This is a genomic window from Desulfosporosinus youngiae DSM 17734 (assembly GCF_000244895.1).
In the GTDB taxonomy this organism is placed as follows: Bacteria; Bacillota; Desulfitobacteriia; order Desulfitobacteriales; family Desulfitobacteriaceae; genus Desulfosporosinus; species Desulfosporosinus youngiae.
In genome coordinates this window covers 4797769-4817266 of the sequence record NZ_CM001441.1, presented here as the reverse complement: position 1 = coordinate 4817266, position 19498 = coordinate 4797769, and the positions used below count along the sequence as shown (strand labels likewise).

17 protein-coding genes are annotated in these 19498 nt (G+C 45.8%); all 17 read left to right on the top strand.

The features are described 5' to 3' along the window. The first annotated feature begins 671 nt into the window (after nucleotides 1-671). The 17 genes from DESYODRAFT_RS22285 (at nucleotide 672) to DESYODRAFT_RS22205 (ending at nucleotide 19481) form a co-directional block, all read left to right on the top strand. The gene (locus DESYODRAFT_RS22285) at nucleotides 672-1583 is read left to right on the top strand and encodes an AAA family ATPase (RefSeq protein ID WP_007786547.1); all 912 of its coding nucleotides are present in this window, start codon (nucleotides 672-674) and stop codon (nucleotides 1581-1583) included. After that, a complete protein-coding gene (locus DESYODRAFT_RS22280) occupies nucleotides 1576-2928 on the top strand; it encodes a vWA domain-containing protein (protein WP_007786546.1) in 1353 nt (450 codons plus the stop codon). Before DESYODRAFT_RS22285 ends, DESYODRAFT_RS22280 begins: the two co-directional genes overlap by 8 nt. A 358-nt stretch (nucleotides 2929-3286) precedes the next feature. Beyond that, nucleotides 3287-3457 carry a DUF362 domain-containing protein gene (locus DESYODRAFT_RS27665; protein ID WP_007786544.1) on the top strand — a complete coding sequence of 57 codons (171 nt, stop codon included), beginning with the start codon at nucleotides 3287-3289 and terminating at the stop codon, nucleotides 3455-3457. A 417-nt stretch (nucleotides 3458-3874) separates the two neighbouring features. Further along, on the top strand, nucleotides 3875-4303 hold the full coding sequence (locus DESYODRAFT_RS22275; RefSeq protein WP_007786542.1) for a Fur family transcriptional regulator: 429 nt from the start codon (nucleotides 3875-3877) through the stop codon (nucleotides 4301-4303). A 161-nt stretch (nucleotides 4304-4464) separates the two neighbouring features. After that, nucleotides 4465-6663: a glycoside hydrolase family 2 protein gene (locus tag DESYODRAFT_RS22270; RefSeq protein ID WP_007786540.1), complete on the top strand. Its 2199-nt coding sequence runs from the start codon at nucleotides 4465-4467 to the stop codon at nucleotides 6661-6663. Nucleotides 6664-6693: 30 nt separating this feature from the next. Continuing rightward, nucleotides 6694-7758, top strand: a complete 1065-nt coding sequence (locus DESYODRAFT_RS22265; RefSeq protein ID WP_007786538.1) for a methionine synthase — start codon at nucleotides 6694-6696, stop codon at nucleotides 7756-7758. Between the two features lie 145 nt (nucleotides 7759-7903). Beyond that, a complete protein-coding gene (locus DESYODRAFT_RS22260; RefSeq protein ID WP_007786536.1) occupies nucleotides 7904-8098 on the top strand; it encodes a DUF1858 domain-containing protein in 195 nt (64 codons plus the stop codon). Nucleotides 8099-8462: 364 nt separating this feature from the next. Next, entirely contained in the window at nucleotides 8463-9056 is a 594-nt protein-coding gene (locus tag DESYODRAFT_RS28930; RefSeq protein WP_157137233.1) for a LysM peptidoglycan-binding domain-containing protein, read from the top strand. Nucleotides 9057-9257: 201 nt separating this feature from the next. Continuing rightward, entirely contained in the window at nucleotides 9258-10640 is a 1383-nt protein-coding gene (gene lpdA / locus DESYODRAFT_RS22245; RefSeq protein WP_007786533.1) for a dihydrolipoyl dehydrogenase, read from the top strand. A gap of 437 nt (nucleotides 10641-11077) precedes the next feature. Next, nucleotides 11078-11509 (top strand): division/cell wall cluster transcriptional repressor MraZ, encoded by a 432-nt coding sequence (gene mraZ / locus DESYODRAFT_RS22240; protein ID WP_007786532.1) that lies wholly within the window; start codon nucleotides 11078-11080, stop codon nucleotides 11507-11509. Between the two features lie 16 nt (nucleotides 11510-11525). Beyond that, nucleotides 11526-12458, top strand: a complete 933-nt coding sequence (gene rsmH / locus DESYODRAFT_RS22235; protein ID WP_007786531.1) for a 16S rRNA (cytosine(1402)-N(4))-methyltransferase RsmH — start codon at nucleotides 11526-11528, stop codon at nucleotides 12456-12458. A gap of 29 nt (nucleotides 12459-12487) precedes the next feature. Then, on the top strand, nucleotides 12488-12982 hold the full coding sequence (locus tag DESYODRAFT_RS22230; protein ID WP_007786530.1) for a hypothetical protein: 495 nt from the start codon (nucleotides 12488-12490) through the stop codon (nucleotides 12980-12982). Between the two features lie 53 nt (nucleotides 12983-13035). Then, nucleotides 13036-15090 (top strand): penicillin-binding transpeptidase domain-containing protein, encoded by a 2055-nt coding sequence (locus tag DESYODRAFT_RS22225; RefSeq protein ID WP_007786529.1) that lies wholly within the window; start codon nucleotides 13036-13038, stop codon nucleotides 15088-15090. A gap of 107 nt (nucleotides 15091-15197) precedes the next feature. Continuing rightward, complete coding sequence (locus DESYODRAFT_RS22220; RefSeq protein WP_007786528.1) at nucleotides 15198-16685, top strand: UDP-N-acetylmuramoyl-L-alanyl-D-glutamate--2,6-diaminopimelate ligase; 1488 nt, start codon at nucleotides 15198-15200, stop codon at nucleotides 16683-16685. After that, complete coding sequence (locus DESYODRAFT_RS22215; RefSeq protein ID WP_007786526.1) at nucleotides 16666-18102, top strand: UDP-N-acetylmuramoyl-tripeptide--D-alanyl-D-alanine ligase; 1437 nt, start codon at nucleotides 16666-16668, stop codon at nucleotides 18100-18102. The genes DESYODRAFT_RS22220 and DESYODRAFT_RS22215 overlap by 20 nt, the downstream gene beginning before the upstream one ends. A gap of 13 nt (nucleotides 18103-18115) precedes the next feature. Then, nucleotides 18116-19117, top strand: a complete 1002-nt coding sequence (mraY, locus tag DESYODRAFT_RS22210) for a phospho-N-acetylmuramoyl-pentapeptide-transferase (RefSeq protein ID WP_007786525.1) — start codon at nucleotides 18116-18118, stop codon at nucleotides 19115-19117. A gap of 16 nt (nucleotides 19118-19133) precedes the next feature. Next, nucleotides 19134-19481 carry a PAS domain-containing protein gene (locus DESYODRAFT_RS22205; protein ID WP_007786524.1) on the top strand — a complete coding sequence of 116 codons (348 nt, stop codon included), beginning with the start codon at nucleotides 19134-19136 and terminating at the stop codon, nucleotides 19479-19481. The last annotated feature ends 17 nt before the right edge of the window (nucleotides 19482-19498 follow it).

Sequence of the window (19498 nt, the reverse complement as noted above, 5' to 3'; positions counted from 1 at the left end):
GGGACGCGAACCGTCTGCGCTCGCCTTAGCGCGGCTCCACTGACGCATCCGCTTAGCAGACAAGCGCTCCTTCAGCCAGTTTGTTGGGAATGTAAGCAGAACTTTGGGGGGAGGCTGGTAAGGCTTCGTGGAATCTTTTTCATCTTCTGATGGTGCTGCGACAGCGGCATGGCAGGCTACTCTGAAAAAAGACCCTAAAGACTTACATAAGAATCTCCAGACCCGCAAGCGGGGCAGCTTCGTCCACAGAAGCGAACCCATTGCATGGAGAGGCGGTAAAAGCCCACAAGACGGTGCGGGGAAACGTAGCCACAGGTTCACATCAGGTACTACCCTGAGGTTTGGCGGAGTCCCGCACCGGCGAGTGGGCCAGCCTCGGAGTGCTGCGGTGAGCGGATGTGGACGAAGCTGCCCGACCCGGACACAGCTCTTTTTCACCCTTTACTGGCATCGCGGCAGCGGCATGAACGGCTGCCCTCCAATCAGATGTACTTTATCTCACACACAAACAATGCTTTTCATCACTCTCATTTTTCAGAATTTATGGTATAATTGATTAATTTCCATTGCTTTCTATTTAGGAAATAGGGAATATAGAAGTAGTCAAGTTATTGAATAAACGTGCTTGCATAGGTATTTGAATATGAATATCGAATCGGAGGTGGGCTTAGATGACAAACCGAAGAAATCTGGACCAGTTTGAGAGTGAGTTAGAAGCCATAGGATACATAACCGAACGGGATGATCGAATCGCGCTTACGGCGTATTTAGCAACGGAGTTAGGTAAACCACTATTAGTCTCCGGACCAGCCGGAGTGGGTAAAACAGAAATTGCTAAAGTGTTAAGCCAAGTGTTGGATGCTCCGCTGATTCGCTTGCAATGCTATGAAGGGTTGGACGAGACAAAAGCACTTTACGAATGGAATTATCAGCGACAACTTTTAAAAATTCAGATGGGTCGTGAGCATCTTCAGGAGGCGGACCTTTTCTCCACAGACTATCTGCTGCCCCGCCCCTTACTTCAAGCACTTTTAAGTGAGAAAAGGACTGTACTCTTGATTGATGAAATTGATAAGACGGATTCTGAGTTTGAGGCATTTCTTTTTGAACTTTTAGGGGAGTTTCAAGTGACCATCCCTGAGATGGGAACTGTTAGAGCTAAAGAACGACCGATGGTAGTCTTAACCTCTAATGGAGAACGAGAGCTTTCGGATGGCTTAAAGCGCCGGTGTATTTTCCTTCATGTAGATCCGCCTTCGGTTAATAAGGAAGTGCGCATACTTAGGGCTAAAGTTCCGGATTTACCGGAACGATTAGCGTTAGAAGTGGCAAGGGCCGTTAATGTGCTTCGAGAACATCTCACTCTAAATAAAATCCCCTCCGTATCTGAAACCATGGATTGGGCCAAGGCCTTGCTTGTGATGGGCAAGACGGGTCTCGATCCGGCTTGGGTCGATGCCACCTTGACCTTGTTACTTAAGAGCCAGGATGATGTTGAGCTTTTCTATCGTGAGATGGGAGCCGAGCGTCTTATTTTTGAGTCTGGTAAACTGGCCCAAGGTGAAAGGCATGTCCATGGATAATAGCTATAACGATTATCGAATCAGTGAATTAGATCGTCATTTAGTAGAATTTGCCCAGTTATTAAGAACAGTGGGTCTTAAAATCAGTCCTTCCGAGATATCAGATGCCACTGAAGGTTTATCCTTAGTCGGTTTAGCAGACAGAGATAAAGTGGAGGCTGTCCTGCAAGCGACCCTAGTTAAGAATGTCCAACATATTTCCGCATTTAAGGAAGCCTTTAGGGCTTACTTCGCATCCATGGAACAAAAGGAGGCGTGGCAGGAAGAGGTTGCTCAGAAAACAAGCCAATGGAACGAACAGATCGAGAGTACCTACCAAGATCTGCGTTTTCAAGATAATGAATTAGATATTAGCGAAGAACAGAGGGCTGTTTATGCCAGTCTGCCTGAGAAGGATAAACAACGGCTGCGCGACTTTCTGGAGAAATCATCGAATGGCACGCGAAGCGGAGTTCCTGTGGATCATACCTATCAGCCTATGGTTGAGCGGGTTCTCCGGGGGTCCTTGGAGTACTGGCGCAAAAAGTTAGAGGAAGATGACCCGATTTTTTCGCCAGGGTCTACGGATGGAGTCCTCTCGGAGGTGGAGCGGGCGCTGCGTGACCGGGAAGTGGAGGTCCTAAGCCGGGATCTAAAGAAGATTTCTCCTGAAGAGTGGCCCGAGGTTATTCGCTTAATCCGTCGGCTTAGTCAACGCCTGGCAAGTCAGGTGACTCGTCGCTATCGGGCGGCCCGAAGACGGGGCGGCTTGGATATGCGCTCTACTTTACGCAAAAACCTACGCTATGGTGGAGTGCTTGTTGATCGAAGCTATCGCAGCCGCCGCAAAGGCAGGCCGAGAATTGTTTTGCTTTGTGACATATCGGGTTCGATGCTCAAATACGCAGAGTTTATCTGGCAGTTTGTCTATGGACTATCCAGTGTTGTAAGTGGGATAAAAACCTTCGCCTTTGGTGAAACGCTGATTCCTTTAACTGGAAAGTTCCGCAAAGGGCAGACCTTTGAAATTATGGTTAAAGAAGCCCTCTCTCTATCCGGAAAGGAATGGGGAGGAGGAACCAACCTTGCTAAGGCTTTAGAAACTATGCAAACGAAATATCCGGATACCTTCACTAGACAAACCCTATTCCTTATTGTCAGTGATGGGCAAACTCTCGAAGGGGACAAAGCTGCGGCTTTATTGGGCGAGGTTCACAGACATGTTCGTCAAGTGCTCTGGCTGAACACGCTTCCTGAACGCCGCTGGTCGGAGACTCCTTATGTTAAGGCCTTTCTTCCATTCTGCCAAATGTATGAATGCTATACCCTTGGCCATTTGTCCCAGATACTAAACAAGCAATTCTAAAATGAAGTGCTTGTTTATTTTTTGTGGAAAAGGTACATACTATAACTAAAGTATTTGTACAGAAACACACAAAGGTGTGAGGGGGTAAAAATTATGTTGGAAAAATGTCGTGCTTGTGGTTTTGAACATGAAGATCTAGGACATATTCTCTTTCGCAGAAATCATGTAAGTAACCGTGTTCTGCCATATTGTTCACATTGTATGAGGCGGCTTTATCAAGTGCCTTATAGGCCGGGGAGAGATCTCTAAGGTGTAATAATTATCGCGCAATTGGAAATGCCAATATTTTTTAGCTTGCCTTTTTTCCGTGGCTTTGATATATTGATTTTGAAGTTCGGAGAAGAGGGGATGTTTGGTCATGGCATACGTTATTAGCTCAGAATGCATTAGTTGCGGTGCTTGTGAAGGAGAATGTACAGTATCTGCAATTAGTGAGGGAGACGGGCAATACGTCATCAATGCGGAACTATGTATCGATTGTGGTTCATGCGCTACTGTCTGTCCAGTCGAAGCACCAAACCCAGCGTAAAAGATTAATAGCAGAAATTGGAGTCAATAAAAAAGGAGAGTTGATTTTAACTCTCCTTTTTTATATAACAGGAAGTATAAGTTTTTGGGGTACCATAGGGTACCCTTTTACTTGCTAATCCATATAGCGGCCATGCTTGTTCCAAATTCCCAAACGTTTGGGAATTTGGAACAAGCATGGAGATCATCAATCCTCATCTCGCCGTCCTGCAAGGCTAATTCGTGCGAAAACAGCGTTTTCGTGGGCTACAGGGACACTCGGCCATCTATGACCTTCGCCTACAGATGGGAATTAATCTTTTTGTTGAAATATATTAATTTTTTTAATAAAGGCTGACTATACGTTGACAATTTTACTATGTTGACTTAAAATCTAATTAGAAGTAATTTTAAATATTTGTGAAAAGAGGAGACGGACATGAATGCGATTGGAATTCTAAAACAATTAAAAGATAAGGGTGTCCGTTTTACACCGCAAAGACAGGCGATTTTGGAATTCCTACTCGAGACTCGGTCCCATCCTACGGCTGATGAAATTTATCATCATGTAAAGGCGAAATTTCCAGGAGTAAGTCTCGGAACGATTTATAATACACTAAACATGCTCAAAGAGCATGGACATCTTCTGGAGTTGTCTTATGGGGATATGGCTAGTCGTTTTGACGGTAACCCAAACAACCATTATCATATCGTTTGTTCAAAGTGCGGCAAGGTAGCGGATTTCCACGGACCTCTAATTGACATGGACCAAGAAGTCATGGAGAAATCAGGGTTCCTTATTCAAGGGCATCGCATGGAGTTTTATGGTTTTTGCCCGGAGTGCCGTCAAGTTGAACAAATTAATTAAACACCTGCGAAGGTATTGTCCGAACTCATTTGGTTAACTTAGTTCTCTGAGGACTGGGTTTGACTAAATGAGTTTTTTTATTATTTGGCAAGGGTTTTAATCATCTGTCTAGAATATCTAAGATTATCGTAGTGATGTAATTAACATAAGAGGAGCTAGTTATGTTCAATCGCCGCTTCATGATTTATAGTTTTTTATGGACGTTAGCCTTAGGAATTCTTTGGTGGAACTGGACAAGTCCCCAAGGAGAACCTCTTTTTACAGAGAAAAGTGGTATAAGCTCGACACGATTTACTCAGAATTTAAACGGGAGTTGGAATCAGTTTTCCTCATTGCGCCAGGCTTGGACAACAGAATCCGAACGTTCCCAAGGGAAAACGAATCATTCCTTTCTTACGAAAGGAAGCTCTTTAGATCTTCCTTCAAGCACGAGAGTTTCAGTAGTAACCAAACGCCTGCAAATCCCCGGAGAGTGGAGTTCGCGGACCATGCTGCTGACATTTAACGGAGTTCAGGGGCATGCCAATGTTTATTTAAATGGAATCACTGGCAGCCAGAAAATTGGTGAATTTGAAGGAAGCGGTGGGGCCGACGAATTAGAGATTTTGCCTAAGGCATTCCGCTATGGAGAAGATAACATTCTCTTAGTTGAACTCACGGGAAGTGCAGCGCAGCGTGGGACATTGTTAGGTTCCGCTTGGCCAAGATCCGGGTATATTAAGGGTGACATTCGTTTGGAAGCCGTCGTAGAAACGACAATTATGCCGCCGGAGGTGAAGGTTGACTGGATAGAGAGCACTGCGCAAATAACGGTAACGGCTGATTTGCGGCATCGAGGTTTTTCACAGGAAGGGCCCTGGTCGGTTTACGGTGTGATCTCGGATGGCTCCGCTGGTTTGGCCGAGCAATCTCTTACCGTATATCCCGAGGAAAGCGGAGATCACCGACCTGTGACATTAATCTTCACAATACCGGAGGCTCGGCGTTGGACCCTGGAAGATCCTTATCTCTATCAACTACATTTAACCGCAACGAACAGTAAAGGAGACATCGATGATTTGTCACTGCCCGTAGGTCTTCGCACAATCTCTATGGAATCCGGGAATTGGCTATTAAATGGGCAAATGATCCAGATTAAAGGGGAGGCCTTAACTCCACAGGAGGAATATCGTCTTCGAAACTCCGGAGAGTTAGAGTCGTGGTTAAGATCAGAACGACAAAAAGGAAACAACCTTGTCTACTTTATTGGGCAGTATCCTGATGAACTTTGGCTGCAAACGGCAGATAGAGTTGGTATTGGTTTATGGGCTGAGTTGCCTGTTGAGCTGATTCCCTCTCAGCGCTTACCACAGCCGGATAGTTTTAGGAACGTGATTACAGAAAAAAAACGTCATCCATCCCTCTGGGCTTGGACGATAGGAAAAGGTCTGGATTCTGACGACTTGGCCCGAAACTATTTTAAACAGGCTGAAATGGAAGTCCTGCCTAATTTGGCTTTTGCTCTTAAGCTAATCCCTGACATTGATACAGGGCTCTCCGCAGAACAATCGATTTATGTCCAAGGATCGACTCTTCAAGGAGTATGGGGGGAAGTGGGAGTGTCCTCTTCTTCGAGTATAGGTGCAGGTTGGACTAAAGAACTTATGTTTGCGCAGATATTGGCTATTTTTATGGTATTTCTCGCTTGGATGAATATTCGATCGGTCACTTGGCGCTATAAAGAGATCGGAGAGAAAAAACCTAAACGCCGGTTGCGCAGTGCTTGGCTTTGGAATAGATTGTTTATGTTTGCACGTGTTTGTTTGTTGGCAGGTTTAGTTACTTCCGGGTTGTTTAGGATTCCGATTCATGCTAGCCCATGGTTTTCACATTTGTGGCCTGGGATTGAATTGCTGCAGGCGCAATCTCCTTGGCTGATTTGGATGACGCTTGTTGGGTTATTCATGCTTGTACGAATGATTCAAGTTGGGGTAGCCGCTCCTCGTTTGCCGGATGCACCACATGAGGCAGGGCTGATGTATTGGTTGGAACGGCGTTATCGCTGGGCTGTATTTATTGCAATTGCTTGGGCTTTGTTGCCTTGGGGAGTTCCGTATTATACACTGCTGACCGGATATGGTTTACTGGTATTCCTATTCCTTCCTATTCGTATTCGTGATATCCACCGTATTGGAGGGCGTTATCTTCCTTTCCTCTGGGTGCCGGGAATTATAGTTGTTTCTCTGTTAGTAGGGTCTTACTTTTATCTGGCGGATTGGATTTTTCTTTGGAATGGGCTGCAGCCCTATGCAGCGCCTATCATCGACCAATTACGGATGATGTTCAAAACTATATCTTCATTTATTAGTTTAATTTTATAAAGGAAATCTAAGTAGATGGGCGGTAGGATTATGAAAAACCAAGAATTTAAACCTAATTTTTTGGCAACGGGAGTGGGTAGTGTTCCTCAAACTACGAGCGAAGAGGCTTTAGAACTAATTTGGAAAAGTGTTCCTTTTGCTCCGCATTGGCCTCAACTGCCCAATTTGGGAGCAGAGAGTTCGTTTGTTGGGCAATACCTCAATGTTTTGATTGAAACCGGCATTATTGGGGATTTTGAAAATCCTAAATTTCAAACGGAAGCCGCGGATTGGGTAGAACGGATGACTATGTTTTATTCCTTATATTTAGAAGCCCTTGAGGGAAACGAACAAGCCTTAGAACGCTTTGGCCTTAGTCTGCAAGGGGGAGAAGGATTCGAAGCTTACTATCGTGATCTTGAGAGCTCCGGCACACGGGATGCCTTGCTGCTTAAAGGACAACTCAGCGGCCCGTTAACTGTGGGAATGCAAATTACGGATAAAAACAGACGATCAAGTTATTATGACGATACCCTTCGGGATATGCTGCTCAAAGCTCTTGCCCTGCATGCTGAGTGGCAGACAAAACGGCTCCGAAGGTTTGGCTTGCCTGTGCTGATGACAGTTGATGACCCTGGGCTTTATGGTTTTGGCGCTTCAACCCACGTAACCTTAAAGAGAGAGCAGCTCATTGAAGACCTGGATACAATATTTGAGGGAATTATTCGTCAAGGTGGGATTCCGGGGGCACATGTCTGTGCCGGCATGGATTGGACTCTTCTTTTTGACTCCAAGGTTCAAGTTGTTAATTTTGATGCTTATGATTATTTTCAGAGTATGATGGCCTTAGCAGAGCCGCTAAATGGGTTCCTAAAACGTGGAGGAGTTCTCTCCTGGGGAATTGTTCCTACCAATCCAATTGCTTGGGAAGAAACTGCTCAAAGTCTGATACAGCGCCTGGAAAACAATATAGCAGAACTCGTCAAACGTGGTATTGATGAAGGTCTGCTTCGCCAACAAAGTATGCTGACACCAAGTTGTGGAACAGGTGCTCTTCAGAAGGAATTGTCAGAACATGTCTATAAGCTTTTAGCGGAAATAAGGGGACTTATATGACACACACCCGAGAGGAACGTCCAACATGAAGTTCGGACTTCGTGCCTCTGATTTCGGACTACGAACAACTGGTTGCTTATCCGAATTTTTTACTTTATAATAAAAACCAAGTATTTCACTAAGAAATACAAAGGAGGAATTTTTCATGATAACGAAAGAGATGACGGTGGGTCAGGTATTGAAGCAGTATCCCCAAACCGTTCAAATGTTCTTGGAACTTGGGATGCATTGTTTAGGATGTCCCTCTTCGACCATGGAAAGTGTTGAAGGTGCGGCTCTGACCCATGGACAAAATCCTGATGAGCTGGTTGCAAAATTAAACAAGGCAATTGTTGTTTAGAATAATCTATGTTCTGCGGGGACAATAGATTTATTATATAGTCGTTATTTAGAGCTGGTCTAAGAGGCCAGTTCTTTTTTGTGCTATCATGCTTTCTAATTCGGACAGGATTATTTAACTTAAATCATTAAAAGGTTGTTTCTTGTATTCTAAGTACAAGGTCTTTGCTGAGATAACTTGATTATAGAGCTAAAGAGATATGCTAACTATTGGGTGGGTATAGAAATTTTATGTAGCAAATAAATAAGTCAAATTACTTTGTAGTACATACACAATATAACTATGTTTCCATATATTGTTATTAATTAAGGGGAAGAAAATGAATGACAAAGTATCTTGGGCCGAGTTAAAGGAGGAAATTAATATGGAATTACGTTCCGTTGCTTATAATCCAAATCTTACTTCTGGTATGTTCCCGGGAATGGGAGGAATGCAAAGTATGGGAGGAATGCAGGATATGGGAGGAATGCAAGGTATGGGAGGAATGCAAGGTATGGGAGGAATGCAAGGTATGGGAGGAATGCAAGGTATGGGAGGGATGCAAGGTATGGGAGGAATGCAAGGTATGGGAGGAATGCAAGATATGGGCGGAATGCATGGCATGATGGGTGGTTATGGAATGTGCCCGCCTGGAGGTTTTGTAAATCTGGATGTTGATATGGATCCTGGTTGTGCCACGCTCGATCTTGAGGGTCCAATGCCTTGTTCACCATGTGGAACACCTGTGATGGAGCATCATCATTGTTCGATGCCGGCTCCGGAACCTCTTCCTGTGCCTACCCCTTCATTCGAAGTTTATGTTGTAAAACAAGGGGATACTGTTTGGAAGATTGCTAAGCGCTTTGGTACGACAATGCAAGCGATAATTCTTGCCAATAACCTTCGTAACCCGGATCTTATTTTTCCTGGTCAGGTCTTATTGATACCTGGAGTATCTACAGGAGAGTTTTACGGCTAAACTTAAACACTGATAAATGTTCCGTAAATTTCGAGGGAACCTAAGCCCGAGTAAGGGGTTAGGTTCTTCCTTACATAAGATCGGATAACGATGGACATATTGATAGGGGTTTAGCGGTACAATTTTTTTGTTAATAATCAGGCAGGGGAAATCATACCATGAGTCGAATATTGGGGAATTATACGGAAGGAGAGAGGTAACGTGGATTATCAGGTTGGAATTCTTGGCGGAGGACCGGGAGGATATGTTTGTGCTTTAAGAGCAGCCCAACTGGGTTTATCAGTTGTACTGATTGAGGGTGACCGTTTGGGGGGGACATGTTTGAACCGGGGGTGTATCCCTACTAAGGCATTGGTAAAGAGTGCCGATTTATGGCGTGAGATGGGGCGTGCTGAGGAATTCGGCTTGTTTGCTGGTGAGAAGCGAATAGATTATGGTGCTGTACTTGCTCGCAAGGATCAAGTTGTCAATTCGTTGGTAGGCGGAGTTGAGAAGTTGATGAAAAATGCGAATATACGTGTGGTGAAGGGGTGGGGAGAATTCAAGAAGCCAGGGCAGATTTCAGTAACGACTGAAAGTGGAGTGGAGCATTTCGAGGTAGAAAATGTTGTGCTTGCTACAGGGTCTGTTCCTGCGCGTATTCCGATACCGGGGGCTGACCTCCCGGGGGTAGAGACCAGTGATGAGATACTTGAAGGATCAGACCTGCCTAAACGCCTTGTTATCATTGGCGGAGGGGTTATTGGTTTAGAATTTGCCTCAATATTCGAGGCCTTTGGAGTTAAAGTAACTGTTATAGAAATGCTCCCTACTTTGTTACCGACGATCGATGAGGAAATTCCCAAGCGCTTAACCCCCTTGTTAAAGCGCAGTGGAATGGATATTTTGACTAAGACCGCGGTTAAGCAAATTCGCCGGGACGGCGAGGGACTCGTAGTCGAAATTGAAGATGCCAAAGGGGTAAGAGATATTCCGACTGACCGTGTTCTTTTATCCACTGGCCGCAGACCGAGTATGCAAGGAATTGATGCGGAAGGTTTAGGTTTAGAAACTGAAAGAGGGGCCATTAAGGTGAATGCTCAGATGCAGACGAATCTTCCTAAGGTTTACGCGATTGGTGATGTCGTTGGCGGAATCATGCTGGCCCATGTGGCATCTGAAGAAGGAATTATTGCTGTAGAGCATATCGCCGGACATTCGGTTAATATGAGTTACAGAGCGATACCAAGTGCAATCTTCACTCATCCGGAAATTGCCACAGTTGGCTATACAGAACAGGAACTTAAAGCATCAGGGAAAGACTATCGCATAAGTAAGTTTCCATTTTCGGCTAACGGCAAGGCCCTTGCTTTGGGGGAAAGTATTGGAATCGTTAAGATTCTGGCAGATGCCGAAGGGGTAGTAGTAGGAGCAAGTATCATGGGGCCGCAGGCGAGCACCCTAATCTCAGAATTAGTAATTGCTGTGGAAAAAGGGCTTAAAGCTGAAGATGTTGCACGCACCGTCCACGCCCATCCCACATTACCCGAAGCAATTATGGAGGCAGCTCAGGGAATTAGTGGAAAACCACTTCACTTAGCTTAAGCTTTAGGATTAAATGTAGAATTATTCCAGATAAACCGGACCCATTTATTTATCTGTGCAGCGTTTAAGCAGCCCGCTTAAACGCTGCTTGTTTTTCGTTTAGGACTTAAGTAGGTAGTTTTAACGTTGAGCAATTCAGAATTGACAATGTTTATTGTTTTGTGCTAAAAAATTGCAGATAATACTAAAGCACTTGTCCGTTGTATGTTTTTACTGTCCGAATATAGGAGATTTATGGTTTTGATTTCTCACTTTAGACAGGTCAATCGACAGGATTTGTCAGACTGATGCTCAAGAGTAGTAGGACTTTCTTCCTTAATCAAGGAATTTGCCAGAAAGAAATCGATTAGATTGCAGGATAATTTTTTCTAACGTAGAATAAGTGGAGTAATGTGGAGTGAAGTGGGGCCAATTGCCACAGTAGTGGGGTGAACGACATGTTTATGGGGGAGTACATTCATACAATCGATGGAAAAGGCAGGTTAATTATTCCTGCTAAATTCCGGGAAGCTTTAGGAAAACAATTCATTGTGACCAAAGGCTTGGATCATTGTTTGTTTGTCTACCCTCTTGCAGAATGGGGTACTTTAGAAAAGAAACTGCGTGAGCTGCCGTTTACCCAACCTGACGTACGAGCCTTTGTCCGTTTCTTTTTTTCTGGGGCAACGGAATGTGAGCTGGACAAGCAGGGAAGAATTCTATTGCCGGCTAATTTGCGCGATTATGCGCAATTAGAGAAAGATCTGGTTCTGGTGGGAGTGTCAAGCCGTGTTGAGATTTGGAGCCAGACTCTTTGGACAGAATACAGTCAGCAAGCAGAAAGTGCCTATGCCAGTGCTGCTGAATCCCTTGTTCAGCTTGGAATATAGAAAGGAACGGATTAACTTGGAGTTTCATCATGTAACAGTGTTATTGGAAGAGACCGTAGATTCAGTTGTTAGGGACCCCTCAGGAAGATATGTCGATTGTACTTTAGGTGGTGCCGGACATAGCCAAAGGATTTTAGCGAAGCTTGGAGCATCTGGAAGGTTGATTTGCTTTGATCAGGATGCACAAGCCATTGGTCATGCCAAAGAAGTTTTTGGACAGGATGAACGAGTCATCTTGATCAATCGAAACTTTGAATTATTAGAGGACACTTTAAGGGAATTAGACTTGCTGCCGGTCAATGGAATCATTTTCGATTTAGGAGTTTCGTCTCCTCAATTAGATGAAGCTGAACGGGGTTTTAGTTATATGCAGGATGCACCTTTAGATATGCGAATGGATCCTGCGGGTGTTCTGAATGCACGGGAGATTGTCAATTCGTGGACTGAAGAGGAATTAGCCCGGCTAATTTGGAACTATGGAGAAGAAAAATGGTCGAAACGGATTGCGCAATTTATTGTCCGGACTCGCCAGGATCATCCTTTGGAAACTACCGGCGATCTGGTACAAGCGATTAAGGCCGCAGTTCCGGCTGCGGTTCGCCGAAGCGGACCTCATCCGGCAAAACGAACGTTTCAAGCCATTCGAATTGTAGTCAATGATGAATTGGGGGTTTTAGATCGGGTGCTGGATCAGGCGCTGCGGTGTCTGGATCATGGAGGACGGGTTGGGGTGATAACCTTTCACTCCCTTGAAGACCGCATTGTCAAAGATAGGATGAAATCCTGGCTTGGACGGTGCACGTGTCCTCCGGAATTACCGATTTGTCGATGCAACGCCCAAACCCTAGCCAAGGTGTTAACCAGAAAACCGATTCTTCCCTCAGCAGAGGAAGTGGAGGAAAATCCCAGGTCCAGAAGTGCAAAATTACGGGTTGCCGAAAAAATATAATGTCTAAAGCAAAAGGAGGAGGAATACCCATGGTAGTGGCGGAGGAATCAGTTGAATGGCAGGAGGTTTTACCACAAACACATGCCAAAAGAAATCCTCAACCCGCAAGAAGGGGGAAGAGGTATTCTAAGCTTAAAAGTATTCTGGCATTGGCGGTCGTCGTTGGTCTGACAGGTGCAATCGGGGCGGAAACGATTCATCTGACGGTTGTTCAAGGGGCGCAGATTCGGTCCTTGGAAAATGAAATATCCGAAATCAAAACGAGGAATGATCTTCTCCAGATGGAGGCAGACAAACTTAGGGCAGTAGGACGGATTGAGAGTGCAGCCCTGGCTATGGGCATGGAAAAACCTACGGGGAAAGTGTATATGGCAGGCGTAGTACCTGCAGCCAAAAATCAAGAGGGGGCTCCGTTGACCCAAACCGATACTCAAGCCCAAACTCAAGCCGCAGAGGATAAACTTTCTGCACTTAAACAATTCTCACAAAAATTTACCAGCTTTTTTGCTTCAACACAACGTTAAGAGAAAGGCGCTTTGGGTACGCGGAGACCCCGGAAAGGTGGGGGTGAGGGCTTGTGAGTCCTTATGTCGTCATGCGTAAACGAATCGCTTTTCTTTTTTTGTGTGTTAGTGCCTTCTTGGTCGTCTTAATTATCCGCTTAGGCTTCGTTCAACTTAGTCAAGGAGCGGATTTGCGAAAAAAGGCGGATGATTCACATTTTCGAGGGGTTCCTGTAGCGCCTAAACGCGGAAATATCGAAGATCGCGAAGGAAATATCTTAGCGATGAGTGTAAGTACTGAAACAGTGTATGCGATTCCGGCGGAGGTTCGGCAGTCCGGTCGGGCCAAAGAGATGGCGGCAACTCTTTCCTCGTTGCTTGGAAAACCTGCTGGTGAGATTGAAGCGCGTATTACGAAACGATCTGCTTTAGAATATGTCCAAAAGCGGGTTAGCCCGGAGGTAGCTGCTCAGGTACGGGCGTTAGCGCTGCCTGGAATAGGAACTACGGAGGATAGTCAGCGATATTATCCCAATGGCTCCCTGGCTGCCCATATTATCGGGTATTCAGGAATTGACAATCAAGGTCTTGAAGGAATAGAGTTGACCAGGGAATCTGAGCTAAAAGGGATTCCGGGAAGTATCCTTCAAGAATTCGGGGCCAATGGGATTCCTTTGCCTCAGGCAGAACATCAGTACTTAGCTCCTAAACAAGGAAACACAGTAAGATTAACCATCGATAAGAATATCCAGGCTTTTGCGGAACGGGAATTGCAAAAGCTGATGACCGGTCAAGGGGTTAATATGAACGGACAAGTGCCGAAGAACGCCTCGATTCTGGTGATGGATCCTAACACCGGAGAAATGCTGGCCTTGGCCTCAGCGCCGACCTTTGATCCTAATCGATATCAAGAAGCGGATCCCAGTACGAGGCGAAATATTGCTATTCAGAATGGATATGAACCGGGATCTACCTTTAAGATCATTACTTTAGCGGCAGCTTTAGAAGAAAAGAAAATTAAACTCAATGAGCATTTCTATGATAAAGGTGCTTATACGGTATTGGGAAAAAATGTACGCTGCTGGAAAGCAGGAGGGCATGGGGATCAAAGTTTTACTGAAGTGGCCGAAAACTCCTGTAATCCAGGTTTTATCGAGATGGGACAACGTCTCGGTATGGACACTTTTTATAAGTATCTGTATGATTTTGGATTTGGTCAGAAGACAGGAATTGAGATGTCCGGTGAGGCAAAAGGTATTTTGGCGAATAAGAAAAAGGCTACAGCCTTAGATTTGGCGACGATGTCTATCGGTCAAACCAATAACGTCACCCCTATTCAATTATTAACGGCGGTTTCTGCGGTGGCCAATGGCGGGACGTTATTGAAGCCACAACTGGTAAAGGAAATCATTGGACCTAGCGGTAAGGTAGTTACCCCCTTTAAAAAAGAAGAAATCAGGCGTATTATCAGTGAGGATACTTCAAAAACAGAACGTGAAGCTTTGGAAGCGGTTGTAACCAATGGCACGGGACGCCGGGCGTTCCTGCCAGGCTATCGTGTAGCAGGAAAAACAGGGACAGCGCAAAAGGTTCAAAATGGCGGGTATATTCAAGGGGAATATATTGCCTCCTTTGTGGCCTTTGCACCTGCTGACAAACCCCGTCTCGCCATATTGTGTGTAATCGATGGTGTTCCGTTTTATGGCGGGGTTGTGGGATGCCCGATTGTGCAGACCGTCATGCTCGATTCCTTGAGATACCTGGGTGTTAAGCCGGATCCCAAGGCACCCTTGACACCAAGTAAACCTATGCAGGGGCTGGAGTTTCCGCCGATTAAAAAGGCGGCTACCGTTCCTTCAGTGTTGGGTCTTCCTTTAGCCGAGGCCCAAAAGATTTTAGCTGAAGCTGGGTTTAAGACGATGACAGAAGGTAAGGGGGGAATCGTTTTGGATCAAATTCCGCATGGGGATGTGCAAGTAGAAGCCGAATCGAATGTTCTCCTCTATCTTGGCGCGGATGCCTCCACCCCGACCCTTGGTTCTTGGTGGGAAGATGGGGATGAAGATATTGAAGCCATTCGTAGTCTGACAGGGCGTGTACCGATTTCAGCCAGTCCATTAGGGCAATAATCCGTTGATCAGAGGTCTGCTGCAGGGTTAATTTGTCTATAATAACGTTAGGTTTATGAATTTATAATTGAACGGTGCTCAAAAACGTTCGAAAGGAAAGATGAGGAATGCCAACAGCGAACAAATCACTCACAGAGATTATAAGTGGGATCGAGGTTCAGGCTTCTTCGGGGGATTGTCAAGTCATCGTCCGTGGGATGTCAATGGATTCACGGCAAGTTCAGCCGGGGGATCTCTATGCCTGTGTGCCAGGTTTTAAAGTAGACGGTCATGACTTTGCAGCTAGTGCTGTTGCTTCTGGAGCTGTGGCCTTAGTTGTGGAACGGCTTTTGCCTCTTGAAGTTCCTCAAGTCAAGGTTCCGAATGTTCGTCAAGTTATGGGGACGCTGGCAGCTAATATTTACGATCATCCCAGTGAGCAACTGGAGTTAGTAGGTGTAACCGGGACAAATGGTAAAACAACCATTACCTATCTTATTGAGAAAATAGGGATAAAGCATGGCAAGAAGGTCGGTTTGATAGGAACCCTGGGATCCCGAATTGATGGGCGAACGATTCCGGGGGATAGGACAACACCGGAAGCAATAGATGTTCAGAAACTCCTGGGGGAAATGGTCGCCGAAGGAGTAAGTCTGGCGGTCATGGAAGTATCTTCTCACGCCTTAGTACTGGGGAGAGTGGCAGGATGTGAGTTTGATGCGGGAATTTTTACCAATTTGACACAAGATCACTTAGATTATCATAAGACAATGGAGGACTATCTTTACGCCAAATCCCGCTTATTTGCTGATTTAAAAGGTGACAAACAGCCTAAGATAAGCATTTTAAATGGGGATGATCCTGCCTTTGAAAAATTAAGGCAGGCTTCGGCCGCGACCGTTGTAAGTTATGGAATTCATAATTCGGCAGATTACCGCGCAGAGAATGTCGAAGTCACGACAGAGGGAGTCCGTTTTCAGGTTCATTTTCGGGGTGCAGTTCGGGATATTTGGTATGCTACCCCAGGATTTTTCAGTGTGTATAATGCCTTAGCGGCCTTTGCCTGGGGAGTTGAAAGGGGATATAGCCCTGAGATTGTCGCGGAAGCTTTAGCGGAAATATCCGGTGTGCCAGGGCGCTTTGAAAGTATTCGGCTTGGTCAGCCTTTCCAGGTTATTGTGGATTACGCACATACGCCCGATGGCCTGGAAAATGTTGTGCGAACCGCTCGGGACTTTACTAAAGGGAGGCTTTTAACAGTCTTCGGCTGCGGAGGAGACCGGGACCGGACGAAGCGGCCATTGATGGGGGAGGTAGCGGCCCAGTGGAGTGATTATCTCCTCGTGACATCGGATAACCCTCGTACAGAGGATCCGGGTCAAATCATCAGAGAGATTTTAACCGGTGTTTCAGGTGTGGATTATGTTGCCATAGCAGACCGACGAGAAGCCATATGGAGTGCTTGCCGGCTTGCGAAGCCGAGAGATACCATTCTGATCGCCGGTAAAGGTCATGAAACCTATCAGATCTTCGGCACGGAGGTTCATCCCTTTGATGATCGGGAAGTAGCGCGCGAAGCATTGAGGGGGCTAGGTTATGCGCAATTGGACAGCTGATGTGATTGCTCAAGTAGCAAAAGGGACGTTGTTTGGAAATCCGGAGGCAGAGGTTCAAGGCTGTATCATAGATAGTCGTCACGCGCAGGGTGGAGAAATGTTTTTTGCTCTGCCGGGGGAAAAAGTGGATGGGCATGATTATATCGAGGCTGCTTGGAAAAATGGAGCAGTGCTCGTGATTGCGGATGAAGCTCGCTTTCAGGAGGAAAGTGAACTTGTTTTGCCGGATAAAACAACTATCCCGGAAGGGAAAGCACTTTTGCTTGTCAAATCTGTCGTTTCTGCTCTCCAGGAATTGGCCGCCGGCTGGCGCATGGAACTAAAGGCCAAGGTGGTCGGGGTCACTGGGAGTAATGGGAAAACGACCACGAAGGATATGATTTATGCGGTTCTGTCCCAATCCTTTCGAGTCTATCGCAATAAACAAAATCATAACAACGAATTAGGACTTCCCTTGACAATCCTTAATGCTCCGCCGGGAACCGAGATTTTAATTCTGGAGATGGGTATGCGGGGCTTAGGAGAGATTAAAGCTTTATGTGAGATCGCAAAACCGGATATTGGGGTGATCACTAATATTGGTACGACTCATTTAGAGCTGCTTCTCACCCAGGAACGAATTGCTCAGGCCAAGTGGGAACTAATTGATGCCCTGCCGGACGATGGTAAAGGGATCATTAATGGGGAGGATTTGTTCTCTGTACAAAAGGCAGTCAACGATCCCCATCCCATTTGCTTTTATGGTCTTGAGGGCGCTTTTGCAGCTCCCCATATCAGAGGGGAGCGCCTCAGGCCTTGGGGAGTCCTGGGGACGGCCTTTGATGTAACTTATAAGGATGAAAAGACAACGGCTAATCTGCCGCTGCCGGGCACGCATAATGTCTTGGATGCTCTGGCTGCTTTGGCAGTGGGTACAGTGTTTGGGGTTTCTCTGGATAAGGGAAGCTGTGGACTAAGTGAGCTGGAATTGTCTAAGATGAGGTTAGAAGTCCGGCAAGGGGTTCTGGGAACGATCCTGATTAATGATGTGTATAACGCTAATCCGGTTTCGATGCAGGCTTCACTGCGAGTTCTCAAAGAGCGGGCGGCCGGGAACAAAACCCTCGCAATTTTAGGAGATATGTATGAACTTGGCAGTTCCGCGGAATCAGGGCATCAGGAAGTTGGGCGAACCCTCACCGAGTTAGGAATAAGCGAATTAATTACCGTGGGAAAACTGGCGGAAGAGATCGCCCAAGGGGCACGGATGGCCGGCTATGCTGGGGATCATATTAGAGTAACGTGCTCACGTGAAGAAGCTGTTGAGCAGGCGCTAAGCCTCCTTACCAGGCTGGGCCCGGGAACATGGGTGCTTATCAAGGGTTCGCGGGGAATGCGAATGGAAGAGATAACTGCAAAACTGGAAAGATCAGAGTAAAGGATGGAATGACATGTCTGAGCGTTTGGTCATGGCGGCAGGATTAGCCCTTATTATCACGTTGGTCCTGGGCCCTTTTTTGATACCGGTCTTAAGAATTCTTAAGTTCGGACAAAATGTGCGCGATGATGGCCCCAAAAGACACCTTAAAAAGGCTGGAACCCCTACGATGGGTGGAATAATTTTTCTCGTAGGCATTATTGTCAGTTCTTTGGTTATGGCGGAACAACCGACTTCTTTGGAAATGGTGACCTTGGTGGGTATCACCCTTGGCTATGGATTGATCGGGTTTGTGGATGATTTTATTAAAGTTGTAATGCATCGCTCTCTTGGACTCCGGGCCTACCAAAAACTGATAGGTCAGTTTGGTTTGGCCTTTATCCTAATGTGGGTATCAGTCCGTTGGTTGGGACGGGGAACAGATTTAGCGATTCCCTTCACTTCCATACACTTTGAATTAGGCTGGTTTTACTACGTTTTGATTTCTCTCGTTATTGTGTTAATGACCAACGCCGTTAATCTCACGGATGGGTTGGACGGCTTAGCAGCGGGAAGTACCATGTTTGCTGGAGCCGCCTACGTGGTGATTGCTCTTTTGGCGGCCATCCACGGAGTTGCAGTACTAGCGCATGAGACAGATATGGCAGTTTTCGCAGCAGCTTTGGTGGGGGGGAGTTTAGGCTTTTTGCGCTTTAATACCTACCCTGCACGTATCTTTATGGGAGATACGGGGTCTTTGGCCTTAGGGGGGGCATTAGCAAGTTTAGCCGTACTAACCAAGAGCGAATTTGTGTTTATCGTGATTGGCGGACTCTTTGCAGCCGAGGCTCTCTCCGTGATCATTCAGGTAATTTCGTTCCAAACAACAGGCAAGCGCGTTTTTCGTATGAGCCCGCTTCATCACCACTTTGAGCTCGCGGGCTGGAGTGAGTGGAAAGTTGTCATAGTATTCTGGTCTGTTGCTGTGATCTGCGCAGTCCTGGGGATTATGGGGTATATGCCGACGCTGGGGTAGAGAAGGAGGAATATTTGTGGATAAAGAAAAAATGCTGTCATATATTTTAGATTCATACCCCTACCCTATTGTATTTGTCGATTGCGACCATGTTATTAGATACCTTAACAAAAGGGCAGAATATCATTATTATCAAGAGCGTGGTTATCGTAATTTGATTGGAAAATCCATTTTTGCTTGTCATCAGAATCCCAAATCAGTGGAAATGATAAAGTCGACTGTGGAAAACCTCAAAAACCACGCTAATGAAGTCTTTCTCAAGGTTAGCCCCAGAAACGAAAGGATTTATATCGTACCGGTAAGAAACGAGAATGGAGAGTTAGTTGGATATTTTGAACGATTCGAATTGAATTTGCAAAAGTAACGTTTGCAGAACAGACA